Annotated in this window: 10 protein-coding genes, 2 tRNA genes and 3 rRNA genes; 8 read left to right on the plus strand and 7 right to left on the minus strand. The window is 41.1% G+C overall.

Going from position 1 to position 15934, the window contains the following annotated elements:
• Positions 1 to 175 precede the first annotated feature (175 nt).
• A complete protein-coding gene (locus ISU00_RS00130) occupies positions 176 to 1345 on the plus strand; it encodes a ScyD/ScyE family protein (RefSeq protein WP_228852019.1) in 1170 nt (389 codons plus the stop codon).
• Positions 1346 to 1476: 131 nt separating this feature from the next.
• On the opposite strand, the gene rrf is transcribed toward ISU00_RS00130, so the two are convergent.
• From rrf to ISU00_RS00155, 5 genes are all read right to left on the minus strand, one after another.
• A 5S ribosomal RNA gene (gene rrf, locus ISU00_RS00135) occupies positions 1477 to 1585 on the minus strand.
• Positions 1586 to 1708: 123 nt separating this feature from the next.
• Positions 1709 to 4535: ribosomal RNA gene (locus ISU00_RS00140) — 23S ribosomal RNA — on the minus strand.
• 154 nt (positions 4536 to 4689) lie between these two features.
• A tRNA-Ala gene (locus tag ISU00_RS00145) sits at positions 4690 to 4763 on the minus strand.
• A gap of 140 nt (positions 4764 to 4903) precedes the next feature.
• Positions 4904 to 4977 (minus strand) — tRNA-Ile (locus tag ISU00_RS00150).
• A 113-nt stretch (positions 4978 to 5090) separates the two neighbouring features.
• Positions 5091 to 6609, minus strand: a 16S ribosomal RNA gene (locus ISU00_RS00155).
• Together the 16S, 23S and 5S rRNA genes with 2 tRNA genes alongside form the textbook arrangement of a ribosomal RNA operon.
• Positions 6610 to 7189: 580 nt before the next feature.
• Between ISU00_RS00155 and thrS the strand changes: the two genes are divergently transcribed.
• The 4 genes from thrS to rplT all read left to right on the plus strand — a co-directional run bounded on the left by thrS (position 7190) and on the right by rplT (position 10425).
• Positions 7190 to 9142, plus strand: a complete 1953-nt coding sequence (gene thrS, locus ISU00_RS00160; RefSeq protein ID WP_228852020.1) for a threonine--tRNA ligase — start codon at positions 7190 to 7192, stop codon at positions 9140 to 9142.
• Between the two features lie 23 nt (positions 9143 to 9165).
• Complete coding sequence (gene infC, locus ISU00_RS00165) at positions 9166 to 9714, plus strand: translation initiation factor IF-3 (RefSeq protein WP_262892122.1); 549 nt, start codon at positions 9166 to 9168, stop codon at positions 9712 to 9714.
• A gap of 63 nt (positions 9715 to 9777) precedes the next feature.
• A complete protein-coding gene (gene rpmI, locus ISU00_RS00170) occupies positions 9778 to 9975 on the plus strand; it encodes a 50S ribosomal protein L35 (RefSeq protein ID WP_228852021.1) in 198 nt (65 codons plus the stop codon).
• 105 nt (positions 9976 to 10080) lie between these two features.
• Positions 10081 to 10425, plus strand: a complete 345-nt coding sequence (rplT, locus tag ISU00_RS00175; protein WP_228852022.1) for a 50S ribosomal protein L20 — start codon at positions 10081 to 10083, stop codon at positions 10423 to 10425.
• 71 nt (positions 10426 to 10496) lie between these two features.
• Here the strand turns inward: rplT and ISU00_RS00180 are convergent, their stop codons facing one another.
• Both ISU00_RS00180 and ISU00_RS00185 read right to left on the minus strand, forming a co-directional pair.
• Positions 10497 to 10790: an EF-hand domain-containing protein gene (locus tag ISU00_RS00180; RefSeq protein ID WP_228852023.1), complete on the minus strand. Its 294-nt coding sequence runs from the start codon at positions 10788 to 10790 to the stop codon at positions 10497 to 10499.
• A gap of 57 nt (positions 10791 to 10847) precedes the next feature.
• A complete protein-coding gene (locus ISU00_RS00185) occupies positions 10848 to 11078 on the minus strand; it encodes a hypothetical protein (RefSeq protein ID WP_228852024.1) in 231 nt (76 codons plus the stop codon).
• Positions 11079 to 11182: 104 nt separating this feature from the next.
• Between ISU00_RS00185 and ISU00_RS00190 the strand changes: the two genes are divergently transcribed.
• Genes ISU00_RS00190 through ISU00_RS00200 form a run of 3 tightly spaced genes read left to right on the plus strand, consistent with a single transcriptional unit; the run spans position 11183 to position 15897 of the window.
• Positions 11183 to 13141, plus strand: coding sequence for a tetratricopeptide repeat protein (locus tag ISU00_RS00190; RefSeq protein WP_228852025.1), 1959 nt, complete (start codon positions 11183 to 11185; stop codon positions 13139 to 13141).
• A gap of 16 nt (positions 13142 to 13157) precedes the next feature.
• On the plus strand, positions 13158 to 13691 hold the full coding sequence (locus ISU00_RS00195; RefSeq protein ID WP_228852026.1) for a hypothetical protein: 534 nt from the start codon (positions 13158 to 13160) through the stop codon (positions 13689 to 13691).
• 4 nt (positions 13692 to 13695) lie between these two features.
• Positions 13696 to 15897, plus strand: a complete 2202-nt coding sequence (locus ISU00_RS00200; RefSeq protein WP_228852027.1) for a caspase family protein — start codon at positions 13696 to 13698, stop codon at positions 15895 to 15897.
• The last annotated feature ends 37 nt before the right edge of the window (positions 15898 to 15934 follow it).

The following is a 15934-nucleotide window of genomic DNA, read 5'->3' on the forward strand; positions in this document are numbered from 1 at the left end:
CTATGACTAAATCTTACAAACTGAAGAATATTATAAAAATAATTTTAAATGTTTACATATGTTACATACTATTATACATATGTACAATATGAATATTAGGTAAAATCCTACATTTCATTATCCTAAGCAATTGATTAAAGCAACATTGTATAATTAAATCAAAATCTTAGTATTTATGAAAAATCAAACTTATTTAAGAATCCTTTTACTAATTATAGTATTCTTATTTTATGCCTGCGAAACAGAAAAAGTTAGCACCAACGTAATTGAAAGTTCGTCACTAAAAATGAAACAGATGGGAGAAGTTTATCATTTTAACGCTCCAATATATGATATTTCTAGTGCTCCAGATGGAAGTATAATGGTTGGATTAAATGATGGAGAAGACAGATCAATTCAAATAATAAAGAATGGTAAAGTATCAAAAATAATTGGGCTAGAATCTCAAACGGACATCCAAGGTATTTCTACGATTGGAAGCGGAAATGCTTTTATTACCACGGGTGGAACAGACCTGGCAATGAATGGTGAGTTATATAGGATATCCAATGGAGGAACTCGCATGGTAGCGGACTTAGCCGCATTTGAAAGAAATTATGATCCTGATGCAATGGAAGGAATTCAATGGAAAAATCAACTCTGTGAGGCAATAGATGGATTCAGTGCAGGGCCCCAAAATAATCCATTCAAGGTTACTGCTGTATCTGGCGAGGAAGTACTTGTTGCAGATGCAGCTGGTAATTCTGTACTTTCTGCAAAAACAACTGGCGAGATCGATTGGAAAGCTATACTAACTCCACCATTAGATAACAGTGGTGAATTCATGGTCCGTTGGTATGCAGGAGAAAGTGAAGACATTCAATGTTACGCCCAACCTGTACCTACTTCAATCGCAATTGGTCCAGAAGGTAATGTATTTGTTGGAGAACTTATAGGAGCCCTATCAGAAGCAGATGGTGTTTTCCCAATTGGTCGATCCCGAGTTTGGAAAATAAACAAAGATGCAATGAATGTTGTTTTGAATGAAAAAGTTACCTCTGAAGACTATGAAGTCCTCATTGAAGGGTTAACATCAGTAATTGATATAGAAATAGGTCCAGATGGTTTATTATATGTCGTTGAATTTGATGAAACAAGTTGGTTTGCGTCATTCATTCCTAATGTAGCCTCCGGCGGAACGATAACTGCCTATGACTTAGAAGGAAATTTGGTTATGCAAGTCGCTTCCGGTCTAGAGTTTCCAAGTGCAATAACCTTCGATAAAAAAGGAAATTTATGGTTATTACAAAATAATAATACTTATTGGGTAACAGGAAATATGCCAACTGTTAGGAAGCTCCAATAAAAAATTATTAGAAATTTAATTAAGCCGCAGTTGCGGCTTTTTTTGTTTCCTTTTTCTGTCGGCCTGGGGCCGGGTGAACGGCCATAAAACAAAAATCCCCTTCGATTTCTCAAAGGGGATCCTGTATGATAAAAAGGCGGCGACCTACTCTCCCACGGGATGCAGTACCATCGGCGCTGGCGGGCTTAACTTCCCTGTTCGGAATGGTAAGGGGTGAGCCCCGCCGCTATAGCCACCTTAAGGCCTTGGGCCGCGCTGTCGCGGCCGCAATATCGTGACATATGGGAAAAGGAAGAAACAGCTTTCGGATACCTTGATGGTCAAGAAAAAAAGAGTCCGCCCCCCCGGCCGTGCCGGGGGATGCGCAATAAGCGTACGGGCTATTAGTACCACTCGGCTGCGGACATCGCTGCCCTTCCACCTGTGGCCTATCGACGTGGTCGTCTCCCACGGCCCTTTAAAGAAATCTCATCTTGTGGTGGGTTTCGCGCTTATATGCTTTCAGCGCTTATCCCTTCCGAACGTAGCTACCCTGCGGTGCCGCTGGCGCGACAACAGGTACACTAGAGGTTCGTCCAACCCGGTCCTCTCGTACTAGGGTCAGGTCCACTCAAATTTCTAGCGCCCACTGTAGATAGAGACCGAACTGTCTCACGACGTTCTGAACCCAGCTCGCGTGCCACTTTAATGGGCGAACAGCCCAACCCTTGGGACCTTCTCCAGCCCCAGGATGTGACGAGCCGACATCGAGGTGCCAAACCCCCCCGTCGATGTGAGCTCTTGGGGGAGATCAGCCTGTTATCCCCGGAGTACCTTTTATCCTTTGAGCGATGGCCCTTCCATGCGGAACCACCGGATCACTATGCTCTACTTTCGTACCTGATCGACCTGTATGTCTCTCAGTCAAGCCCCCTTATGCCATTGCACTCTGCGCACGGTTACCAAGCGTGCTGAGGGGACCTTTAGAAGCCTCCGTTACTCTTTTGGAGGCGACCACCCCAGTCAAACTACCCACCAAGCACTGTCCCCCCTGCGGGGGTTAGACTCTAGACAAGCAAAGGGTGGTATTTCAACAATGGCTCCACGACGCCTGGCGACGCCGCTTCAAAGCCTCCCACCTATCCTACACATCACTTGTCCAAAGCCAATACTAAGCTATAGTAAAGGTTCACGGGGTCTTTTCGTCCCACAGCGGGTAATCGGCATCTTCACCGATACTACAATTTCACCGAGCTCATGGCCGAGACAGTGTCCAGATCGTTACACCATTCGTGCAGGTCGGAACTTACCCGACAAGGAATTTCGCTACCTTAGGACCGTTATAGTTACGGCCGCCGTTTACCGGGGCTTCATTTTAGGCCTTCGCTTACGCTAAGCCCACCACTTAACCTTCCGGCACCGGGCAGGTGTCAGGCCCTATACGTCATCTTGCGATTTAGCAGAGCCCTGTGTTTTTGATAAACAGTCGCCTGGACCTTTTCACTGCGGCCCCCCCGGAGGGGGGCGACGCTTCTCCCGAAGTTACGCGTCTATTTTGCCTAGTTCCTTAGCCATGAATCTCTCGAGCTCCTTAGAATTCTCATCCCAACCACCTGTGTCGGTTTGCGGTACGGGCCGCACGGCTCGCTTTTCTTGGAAGTCGCTATGCCGGATTATCGCCTCGGCCGTAGCCTCAGCGTACTATCGGAGTGTTACCACATCCTTCAACGCACTATTCCGTCAGTGCGCACCGACTCCACGCCTCCGTCGCTTTTAGCGCCGCGCGGGTAGCGGAATATTAACCGCTTGTCCATCCACTTCCCCCTTCGGGTTCGCGTTAGGCCCCGACTAACCCTCGGCTGATTAGCATAGCCGAGGAAACCTTGGTCTTTCGGAGTGCGGGTTTCTCGCCCGCATTGTCGTTACTTATGCCTACATTTTCTTTTCCGTGCGCTCCAACGGCCCTCGCGGGACGCCTTCGGCGCACACGGAATGCTCCCCTACCACAGAATATTCTGTCCATAGCTTCGGTGGTGTGTTTATGCCCGATTATTATCCATGCCGGACCGCTCGACTAGTGAGCTGTTACGCACTCTTTAAATGAATGGCTGCTTCCAAGCCAACATCCTAGCTGTCTGGGCAGTCCAACCTCGTTTATTCAACTCAACACACACTTGGGGACCTTAGCTGATGGTCTGGGTTCTTTCCCTCTCGGACATGGACCTTAGCACCCATGCCCTCACTGCGTTACATCATTATATAGCATTCGGAGTTTGTCAGGAATTGGTAGGCGGTGAAGCCCCCGCATCCAATCAGTAGCTCTACCTCTATATAACTAATAACACGCTGCACCTAAATGCATTTCGGGGAGTACGAGCTATTTCCGAGTTTGATTGGCCTTTCACCCCTACCCACAGGTCATCCGAAGACTTTTCAACGTCAACCGGTTCGGGCCTCCACTGTGTGTTACCACAGCTTCACCCTGCCCATGGGTAGATCACACGGTTTCGCGTCTAACGCCACTGACTATACCGCCCTGTTCAGACTCGCTTTCGCTGCGGCTCACGCACCTGAAGTGCTTAACCTTGCCAGAAACGTTAACTCGTAGGCTCATTATGCAAAAGGCACGCCGTCACGGATAAATCCGCTCCGACCGCTTGTAGGCGTATGGTTTCAGGTTCTCTTTCACTCCGTTGTTCACGGTTCTTTTCACCTTTCCCTCACGGTACTGGTCCACTATCGGTCTCTCAGGAGTATTTAGCCTTGGCGGATGGTCCCGCCAGATTCACACAGGGTTTCTCGTGCCCCGCGCTACTCAGGATACCGCTATCGATAACGCTCTTTGCCCGTACGGGGCTCTCACCCTGTATCGCCCGACTTTCCAGACGGTTCCGGTTCATTGCGCATCAAATGTCGCGGTCCTACAACCCCGGACGGTCCGTAAACCGCCCGGTTTGGGCTAATGCGCGTTCGCTCGCCACTACTAGCGCAATCACTGTTGTTTTCTTCTCCTCCGCCTACTTAGATGTTTCAGTTCAGCGGGTTCGCCCACCTTGCGGTGTGACTGGCCTTCAACCAGCCGGGTTGCCCCATTCGGAAACCCCCGGATCACAGGTCATGTGCACCTCCCCGGGGCTTATCGCAGCTTATCACGTCCTTCGTCGCCTCTGAGAGCCTAGGCATCCCCCATACGCCCTTCTTTCGCTTATTGTTGCTCTTTATGTTATTCAAGATTCTATCTACACCGCCGAACCGAAGCCCGGCGGCGCTCGTATCCGCCGGGGCGCCTAAGCGCCCCGGCTATGTTTTTCGTGTTTCTCTTTTCCCAATATGTCAATGAACTTTCGTGCCCGAAACGGGCCCTGTGGAGAATATCGGAGTCGAACCGATGACCTCCTGCGTGCAAGGCAGGCGCTCTAGCCAGCTGAGCTAATCCCCCGTAAAAACCCCAAAAGCCTCCCTGGAGACCCTGGTGCTACCGACGGCAACACGGGTAACCCAACTTCTAAAATTTCCTTTCAGTATATAATGAACTTCCCTAAGCAATGCCCGGCAAATCGCCAAAACAAGCTTAGCTTGTAGTCTCAGGCAGACTCGAACTGCCGACCTCTACATTATCAGTGTAGCGCTCTAACCAGCTGAGCTATGAGACTGCATTTATTTTATAAAAAAAAGGGATCGACAGTGAAAAGAACGGGCCACCCTCGCGCCGGGGGGACCGAAAGGTCCGCCGGCTGCCCGGAACGCATCCGGGCAACTTCTCTAGAAAGGAGGTGTTCCAGCCGCACCTTCCGGTACGGCTACCTTGTTACGACTTAGCCCTAGTTACCGATTTTACCCTAGGCCGCTCCTTGCGGTGACGGACTTCAGGCACTCCCGGCTTCCATGGCTTGACGGGCGGTGTGTACAAGGCCCGGGAACGTATTCACCGCAGCATGGCTGATCTGCGATTACTAGCGATTCCAGCTTCACGGGGTCGAGTTGCAGACCCCGATCCGAACTGTGACCGGTTTTGTAGATTCGCTCCGCCTTGCGGCGTGGCTGCTCTCTGTACCGGCCATTGTAGCACGTGTGTAGCCCAGGACGTAAGGGCCGTGATGATTTGACGTCATCCCCACCTTCCTCGCGGTTTGCACCGGCAGTCTCGCTAGAGTTCCCGACATTACTCGCTGGCAACTAACGACAAGGGTTGCGCTCGTTATAGGACTTAACCTGACACCTCACGGCACGAGCTGACGACAACCATGCAGCACCTTGTAAAGTGTCCGAAGAAGGGTCTGTCTCTAGACCTGTCACTCTACATTTAAGCCCTGGTAAGGTTCCTCGCGTATCATCGAATTAAACCACATGCTCCACCGCTTGTGCGGGCCCCCGTCAATTCCTTTGAGTTTCATTCTTGCGAACGTACTCCCCAGGTGGGATACTTATCACTTTCGCTTAGCCACCCAGCCCGAAGGCCGGACAGCTAGTATCCATCGTTTACGGCGTGGACTACCAGGGTATCTAATCCTGTTCGCTCCCCACGCTTTCGTCCATCAGTGTCAGTGCGTTGTTAGTGATCTGCCTTCGCAATCGGTGTTCTATGTAATATCTATGCATTTCACCGCTACACTACATATTCCAACCACTTCACAACGACTCAAGACAACCAGTATCAAGGGCAATTCCACGGTTGAGCCGCGGGATTTCACCCCTGACTTAATCATCCACCTACGGACCCTTTAAACCCAATGATTCCGGATAACGCTTGCATCCTCCGTATTACCGCGGCTGCTGGCACGGAGTTAGCCGATGCTTATTCCTACGGTACCGTCAAGCCCCCAACGCGTGGGGGTGTTTCTTCCCGTATAAAAGCAGTTTACAACCCATAGGGCAGTCTTCCTGCACGCGGCATGGCTGGATCAGGCTTCCGCCCATTGTCCAATATTCCTCACTGCTGCCTCCCGTAGGAGTCTGGTCCGTGTCTCAGTACCAGTGTGGGGGATCCCCCTCTCAGGGCCCCTACCCATCGTAGCCTTGGTATGCCGTTACCATACCAACTAGCTAATGGGACGCATGCCCATCTCGTACCGATGAATCTTTAATATTATAGTAATGCTACAATAATATGCCATGGGGTATTAATCCACGTTTCCATGGGCTATCCCCCTGTACGAGGTAGGTTGCATACGCGTTACGCACCCGTGCGCCGGTCTCAAGGGAGCAAGCTCCCTCTACCCCTCGACTTGCATGTGTTAGGCCTGCCGCTAGCGTTCATCCTGAGCCAGGATCAAACTCTTCATCGTAGATTCTTAAATATCTTCCGACGGAATATCCTCCAGGTGCCCCCCTTAAGGGGCGCTCAAAATGGTCTGTTCTTCTCTTTGTTCCCGCCACCTAAAACAGTGGCGGTACGCTGTCAATCCCAATATGTTAATGAACTTTTTCCGTTCCGCCCAAATGCCCTTCCGGACAAAAGCGGGTGCAAATATAAAACCCTTTTTCCATTCCCGCAAAACCTTTTTCAAAAAAAAATCCCGCTCCAAAAAAAACACCAATAAGGACCCATATGAACGACGCAAAAAAACTTCTCCGGTACCCCAATCGGGGACCTCCCCTTTTTTGCGGCTGCAAAGATAGAAACAATTTTTAGTCTTTTCAAAATTAAATCTCAAAAATATTTCAAATAATTTTTAACCTCCTATTTGTGCGTGGATTAGCCAATAAAGAGTTTCAAAATTCAATCTGTTCCCACATTAAATAAGTAAAAAGAGATTTACAAAAATTAAGATTGCCAATTGAAAACGAGAGAAGGTTATATATATAATTGTATGTAAATGGAGATACTCATATCTTTGCAGCTGTTTTTTTGATTAATCAATCTGTATGATACATATTACATTACCGGACGGATCGGTAAAGAACTTTGAAGCGGGTGTGACTCCGATGGATGTGGCAAAAGATATTAGCGAAGGATTTGCCCGTAACGTTATTTCAGCAAAATTTAATGATACAGTTGTTGAAACCGTAACACCTTTAATGGAAGATGGAAGCCTCATATTATTTACTTGGAACAATGAGGAAGGAAAAAAGGCGTTTTGGCACTCATCTGCACATATACTTGCACAAGCTCTTGAAGAGCTGTACCCTGGCATTAAATTAACAATAGGGCCAGCAATAGAGAATGGATTCTATTATGATGTTGATACAGTTGACCACACCATATCTGAAAACGATTTCAAGAAGATTGAGGATAAAATGTTGGAGATAGCAAGAGGAAAGCATGATTTCAAAATGCATCCGGTTACTAAAAGCAAGGCATTAGCACTATATCAGGAACAAGGAAATGAATATAAAGTAGAACTGATAGAGAATCTTGAGGACGGTACCATTACCTTTTGCGACCATTCCAATTTTACTGATTTATGTAGAGGTGGACATATTCCAAACACGAGTATTGTTAAGGCGGTTAAAATTATGTCCGTTGCTGGAGCGTACTGGCGCGGTGATGAAAACAAACCTCAACTTACAAGAGTTTATGGAATTTCGTTCCCAAAACAAAAGGATCTTACTGAGTATTTAAATTTATTAGAAGAGGCTAAGAAACGAGACCACCGTAAATTAGGAAAGGAACTTGAACTTTTTACATTTTCACAAAAAGTGGGTCAGGGTCTTCCGCTATGGCTACCTAAAGGGGCAGCCCTTCGAGAAAGGTTGGAGAACTTTTTAAAACAAGCCCAGAAAAAGGCTGGTTATGAAATGGTAGTTACACCCCATATAGCACAAAAGGAGCTTTATGTTACTTCCGGACATTTTGCCAAATACGGAGAAGACAGTTTTAAACCAATTAAAACTCCAGCAGAAGGTGAGGAATTTATGCTCAAACCTATGAACTGCCCCCATCATTGTGAGATTTATAAAAACAGACCTTTTTCTTACCGCGAATTACCAAAGCGCTATGCGGAATTTGGAACAGTATATAGATATGAACAAAGTGGAGAGCTTCATGGTCTTACCAGAGTTAGAGGTTTTACCCAAGATGATGCACATATATTCTGCACACCAGAACAGTTAGATGAAGAGTTTAAAAATGTAATCGACCTTGTATTATACGTTTTTGGATCCCTAGGATTCGAGAATTTCACTACACAGGTTTCTTTGCGAGACCCAGAAAATCCTGAAAAGTATATTGGTAAAGATGAAGTTTGGGAAAAGGCTGAAAGTGCCATCATATCAGCAGTTGAAGATAAAGGTCTTGATTATGTAATTGAAACTGGTGAAGCAGCATTTTATGGCCCAAAGCTAGATTTTATGGTGAAAGATGCTTTGGGACGTAAATGGCAACTAGGAACTATACAAGTTGATTACAATCTACCTGAAAGATTTGAATTAACTTACAAAGGCAATGATAATGAATTGCATCGCCCTGTAATGATCCACAGAGCACCCTTTGGAAGCATGGAAAGATTCGTGGCAATACTTTTGGAACATACAGCCGGAAATTTCCCGCTTTGGCTGATGCCAGACCAGGCTATTATACTGTCTCTAAGTGAGAAATACGAAAATTACGCCAAAAATGTTTTAAATTTGTTAGAAAATCACGAAATTCGCGCCCTCATTGATAATAGGAACGAAACCATAGGAAAAAAGATTCGTGAGGCGGAAATGAATAAAATTCCTTTCATGATTATTGTCGGCGAAAATGAGGAGAAATCTGGTATGATTTCTGTAAGGAAACATGGGGGCGAAGATTTAGGATCAATTAGTGTAGCTGATTTTGCGCATTTAATTAAGTCTGAAATCAATAAAACCTTAAAACCTTTTAACCCAATAAAATAAAGTTTAACTAAAATAGTAAAGCCATAGCATTAAGAAAATTTTCCTCACCTAGACATGTCAAAGAGGAACAACACAGAATTAATTCAAAAATTAGAGCCGAAAAGGTAAGAGTTGTCGGCGACAATGTAGAACAAGGTATTTATCCTACAAAAAAGGCCTTAGAGTTGGCTGATGAACAAGGATTGGATCTTGTAGAGATTTCACCAAAAGCTGATCCGCCAGTTTGTAAAGTAATGGATTATAAGAAATTCCTTTACGAACAGAAAAAACGTGAAAAGGTACTTAAAGCGAAAGCAACAAAGGTTGTAATCAAGGAAATTAGGTTTGGACCACAAACGGATGACCATGATTATGACTTTAAGAAAAAGCACGCTGAGAAATTTTTAAAAGATGGTGCCAAATTAAAAGCATTTGTATTCTTCAAAGGAAGATCAATTGTTTTTAAAGATCAAGGTCAAATTTTATTATTAAGATTGGCCCAAGATTTGGAAGATTACGGAAAGGTAGAACAGATGCCAAAATTAGAAGGTAAGCGTATGACTATGGTCATGGCTCCTAAGAAAACGAAATAATATAACACCTTGTGGTAGTTATTTAAGATAAATAAGCGAAAAATTAATTAATAGGAAAGAACAATGCCTAAAATGAAAACAAAATCTAGTGCCAAAAAGCGTTTCAAGCTTACTGGTACTGGTAAAATCAAAAGAAAGCATGCTTTTAAGAGTCATATTCTTACGAAGAAGTCTAAAAAGCGTAAGCTTGCATTGACCCATGATACTTTGGTACATGAGGCCGATGAAAACAATGTTAAATTAATGTTGCGTTTGAAGTAACATTTTTTAACCGGTTCAATTATTATAAACCCTGGAGTTAGGCTGAAGCAAAAAGTATTCAAAAAAGTATCTGATAGATCGCCTACTACAAAAAACAATTAAATTATGCCAAGATCAGTAAATTCTGTAGCAAAAAGAGCCCGAAGAAAAAAGGTTCTTAAACAAGCAAAAGGTTACTTCGGAAGACGTAAAAACGTTTGGACAGTAGCTAAAAATGCGGTTGAAAAAGCGATGCAATATTCGTACAGAGACCGCAGAAACAAAAAGAGAACATTCCGTGCCTTATGGATCCAAAGGATTAATGCAGGTGCTAGACAGTACGGTTTGTCCTATTCAAAATTTATGGGCTTATTAAAAGCTAATGATATTAACCTTAACCGTAAGGTTTTGGCGGATTTAGCAATGAATAACCCAGAAGCTTTTGAAGCAATTGTAAATAAAGTAAAATAGGCTATTGGCCTAGAAAATATTAACCATTTCGCTTATCAAACCCGGCTAATTAGGCCGGGTTTTTTATTGCTTCAATTTTGTTTCTTCTCTTGGTTTAGCCCTAAAAGTTCGGAATAAGCCATTTTAAATTCTTCCCAATCAACATAATGGTCACCAGAAGTATCATAACTCTCTATGAGTTTCCTTGCCACAATCCCCCTGATAAAACCACTGATCTCGGCTTCTTTCAATAATTTAACCAATTCTTGGCTACTTAACTTTCCATCACTGTTTTTATCAAAGAATCTGAATGCCTCTTGAGGCGAACTAAAATATTTGGTAATTAAAATTTGGATTTTTTCTAATATAGAATCATTAGTATCCATTTTGGCACAAAATCAATTTAAAGATTGAAAAAATCCAATTAATAAAATTTAAAATAGCTATTTAGGCTTAATGGAACCACCTGGTTTAGACGTTCCTTGTGGCTTTATACTACCACCTGGTTTAGAAGTTCCTTGAGGCTTTATACTGCCACCAGGCTTTGAAGTGCCTTGAGGCTTTATACTGCCACCTGGCTTTGAAGTACCTTGGGGTTTAATACTACCACCTGGTTTAGAAGCCCCTTGAGGCTTAATGCTACCACCTGGCTTAGATTTACTGTTGTCAGACATAATATAAAGGATTAATTAATTACTATTTAGTAAATTAGGAAAATTACGTAATTTAAACAAATAATTGCCCTATATCTCCCAAACAGAACCATACATTTTTTAAAATGCAATTGAGGGATTTCATTAAAGAATGCCATAATAGAAGTATTTTTAAATTACTTTCTATTTACATAGTAACTGCCTGGGTTACTCTTCAAGTTTTATCAGTAGTAATAGAACCTTTAAAACTTCCACAAAACACAGTTACCTATTTCATTATTATTTCATTAATAGGCTTACCAATATACATGCTTGTTTTATGGAATGCCAGATTAAAATATAAATCACACCAAGGTGATGACTCATTAATGGATAGTATTAAGAAGGAAATTAATTTTAAAAAGGGTTATTTCTTTTCAACAACTATCATTGGAGGACTTGCATTGTTTGCATCTGTTCTGGTTTTCAATCAGGGATTATCCCAAAACGCTTCTGAAATACCCATTGAAAAAAGCAACACCATTGCAGTATTAGATTTCGAAAACAACACGGGTGACAAGTCATTAGATGTTATAGGTAAAATGAGTTCAGATTGGTTGATTCATGGAATTACCGAGCATGATGCAGGCCAAGTAATTTCCCCAAAAACCATAAAAAATTACTCTGATTTAATGGGAGTGCCAATGAATGCACAGTTTGATATTAAATTTCTTGGCAAATTGCTAAAACCGAACAAAATAATAACAGGATCTTTTTATAATGTAAACAAAGATTTAATTTTTAATTGTGTTATAAAAAATGCAAGTGACAATACTATCTTAGAGGCTTTCCCCTCAATAAAATGTTCTATTGATAATCCAGTAAAGGGGATTGAAGAAATCAAACAATTGGTTTTGACCTATTTGCTCCAGGATGGTGACAAAAGGCTCATCCTCCAGGAAAATCCTCCAAGATATGAGGCTTTCCAAAAGAAAATTACTGCAGACGCAAATTATGATAATCAGGAACTATACATAAAATTATTGAATGAATCCATCGATTTAGACAGTACTTATTTTGAACCTAAGGTTTTGAGGGTACAGCACTATTATAATAATGGCGACTATAAAATAGCAGATTCATTAATAAAGATTATCGGGAGTAATCCAAAACTTAGCAAAAGGCAAAAAAATCTTTTGTTGTTCTGTGAGGCGCTGATTGACGGAAAAAATGATAGGATCTATCGGCACTGGAATCAAGAATATATTATAGCTCCATTCCATCTGGAAAGCAATTCAACTGAAATGGTATTGCTTACAGAGTTTATTTACAAACCCGAAAAAGTTGAAGAAGTTTTCAATATTATCCCTACCTCCGATTTGGTCATAGAAGATTGTGAGCATTGTAAGTACCGATATTTTATGATGGGGTTGGCCTACAATAATCTTGAAGAGTACGATAAAACAATTGCCCTGCTCGAACCAATCTGTAAAATAATAGATGATAGATCAATAGATTTCACCTTAATGCACGCCTATATTAAAGAGAACAAATTGGAAAACTTAAGGGATTTTATTTCTAAAAAATCCTTACTAATATCTAATCAGCAGAAAATTAATTATTTCAACTTCATAGGAAAGAATTCTTTACTGGTTAACAATAAAGAATTAGCGGATGAATTCTTCTCAAAATCCCTATCCCAAAATGGAGGTTTGTCACAGTCATTGGCCGAAGCAAACTATTATTTAGGTGACTATGCGAAGACCGTAGAATTGTTGCAGCCTTTATTAAACCATGATCAAAAGTCAATTATCACCACCCTTTATTTAGCGCTTTCCAAATATAATTCGGGCGAGCAAAAAGAAGCTATGGAATTATTGAATAGCTTAGATAAGCTTCGAAATAACTATGATTACGGCGATGTTGATTATGCTTATTCTCAATTTTATGCTTCCACCGGAAATCTGGAAAAAGCCATCAACCATTTAATGACTTCCGTGGCTAAAGGAAATACCTATCTTATTGACAATTTTCAGTACGACCCATTATTACTTAGTTTACAAAATCACCCAAATTTTAAAAAAGCATTTACTTTTTGGCACTAACTAATCTTATATATCAATGCTTAAATCAAATTTATTAATTGTTGAGTTTTCTCAATTTATTGAATTCTTGGATGTAATTGTTTGGCCGCTGACCTTAATTGCGGTGGTCTGGTTGTTTCGAAAAAACCTATCTGGAATTATTTCCAATATAGGCTCAGTTAAAGCGGGCGCAAGCGGATTCGAAATGACCTTCCAAGAAAAATTAGCAAATGTTTCAAATCTTTTAGAAAATGATACCCATGGCAAAACCAAATCGGCTTCTGATATTAATGTAGGATTTGAAAGACCAGGCAATCCTTATCAACAGTTATTAAATCTAAGGGATAAATTACATTCTAAAATTTTAAGAAAGGCTATCGACAGCGATATCCCAATAAATGATAATTCAACAAGGGACCTTATTAATCATTTAAAATTGCATAATTATATATCTAGCACAACTGCACAAAATGTTATTGCATTTATGGAACTTACAGAAGTTCATGACCCCAACATCACCCAAACTGATGTTAATAAGGCAACAACTCTTTTTAAACTATTAAATATTTAATTCTGTGGAAAAGGATAAGCTAAAAAATGCCTATGCCATACTAATTGGGGTTGGAGCCGATCTTAAAGAATCGGTAATTGATGCAAAATCTATTTATGATATTTTGATTGATGATAACTTATGTGGTTACAAAAAAGAAAATGTGTTTTTAATTACTGAAGAGGAGGCCACTAAAGACAACATTCTTAAAACCCTGGAGACCTTGAAAAATAAAGTAGATTTTGATTCATCAGTTCTTTTATTCTATTCAGGTCATGGCGGTTACCACGAAGGTGCAGACATCTATTATCTCCAACCAAATGATTTTACTCCAGAAAATTATATCGATGCCAAAGATTTAAGGCAGTTAATTAATGAAATGCGATCTAAGCGTATGGTTCTTTTTTTAGATTGCTGCCATGCCGCTGGAATGTTTAAACAAGGAGTAGGAAAATATCAAACACAGCTCACCCCTTCAGTAATTCCAGAAGATAATTTTAACAAGATTGAGGGTCTAGCCCAGAAAATTGATAATGACCAAGGCATCTCAATTGTCTCCTCATGTCGTGAAAATCAACTGTCTTGGATTATGGATGGAGATGAAAATAGTCTCTTTACAAAGTGCCTTTTAGAAGTTTTAAAAGGTACACATAAAACTTATTTTGAAGATGAATTCATTAGAATATCCGAAGTGGTCCATTACATTTTCAAAAGAGTTCCTGAAATTCAACCTTCTCAAAACCCATATGTAAATCTTCAAATTTATGATGATTTTGTTTTAAGCAATGTTCCTAAGAATTTACATGATAATATAAGCCATACCTTAACCAATTCTTCAGATAACAAACATCAACAAAGTTCCAAGAGTTTAATTCAATCCTATCGGGATGAGGAGAACAATAAAAACCTTATCCTATTTGTACATGGGTTCACAGGAGAAGGAAATGATTCATTTGGAAAATTCCCGGAATTTCTTTTGACTGAGCAAGGTTTAAAAGGCTGGGATATTAAACCAATTGGATATGCACCTAATGTTGTCCCCGAATTAGGTAAAGATGTTTGGTCCAATAGTACTGATATTGAAAAAATTTCCCAATATCTGATAACTTGTATGAAATACAAGTATGAAAAGTATAAAAGGGTTGCCATTATTGCACATAGCTTAGGAGGACTGGTTGTACAAAAAGCAATTGTCGATATGGACAAAGGGCACAGAAATAAAATTTCACATGTAATTCTTTTTGGTTGCCCAAGTTTAGGCATAGATTCAGAAGTATTAGAAAATTTATGGAAAGGAAGATACAAGGAGATGGATGAAAAAGGAGAATTCATCACAGACTTACGTGAAAAATGGGATGAAATTTTTTCTAATACACTTCCTTTTAAATTGAAAACAGTTGCCGGAACCGAGGATAATTATATCTCCTACAAATCATGCCATGATCCGTTTCCAAAAGATACTAGGGAATTTGTAACTGGCGACCATTTTACAATGGTAAAACCGCAGTCAACTGACGAAGCAGTTTATAAATTAATTTTAGGCGTTCTTACTGGAAACGAATTTTTTAAGGATTATGCAAAATCTGCCGAGATAAATATGCTCATTGGAAACTATGAAGAAGTCATAAATGAATTGTTTCCGAAGAAAGAACATTTAGATGCAAACGGCCTGAGAAATCTGGTTTTTGCGTTAGAAGGAACAGATAGGAGTTCAGAGATTTATGATTTATTAAACGATCATCCTCTTCTTAAAAATAATTCGGATTTTATGGGAATTCTTGGTGGCAGGCACAAGAGGGAGTATCTGAAAACCTATTCACAAAGTAGTGGAGAAAAGGCACTTGAATTTTATTCAAAAGGTTACCAAATGGCTAAAAATGATAAAAATGATTCACAGATTTATTATCATGCCATTAATTTGGCGTTTTTGAATCTTGTTTTGAAAAGGGATGAATCTAAAATGAAATCTTTTGCCGAGGAGGCAAAATCTTCTGCAGAAAATTGCAGAGATAACCTTTGGAAATTTGCTACATTGGGTGAAGCTTCAATTTATTTAGATTCCATGGAAGATGCAGAGGAATTGTATGTAAAAGCGGCGAGACAGGCAGATATAAGACAAAAAATATCAATGTTCACTAATGCATATACAAGTTATGCAGTTTTAATGGATGGAGTTTCAGAACATGATCGCTTTGCGAAGTTTTTAAAAACAACACTCCTTAATTAAACAGCTTTAAACAAGTTTTGAATTAGGAGTTTTGATT

Source organism: Aegicerativicinus sediminis, from assembly GCF_015476115.1.
Lineage (GTDB): Bacteria > Bacteroidota > Bacteroidia > Flavobacteriales > Flavobacteriaceae > Aegicerativicinus > Aegicerativicinus sediminis.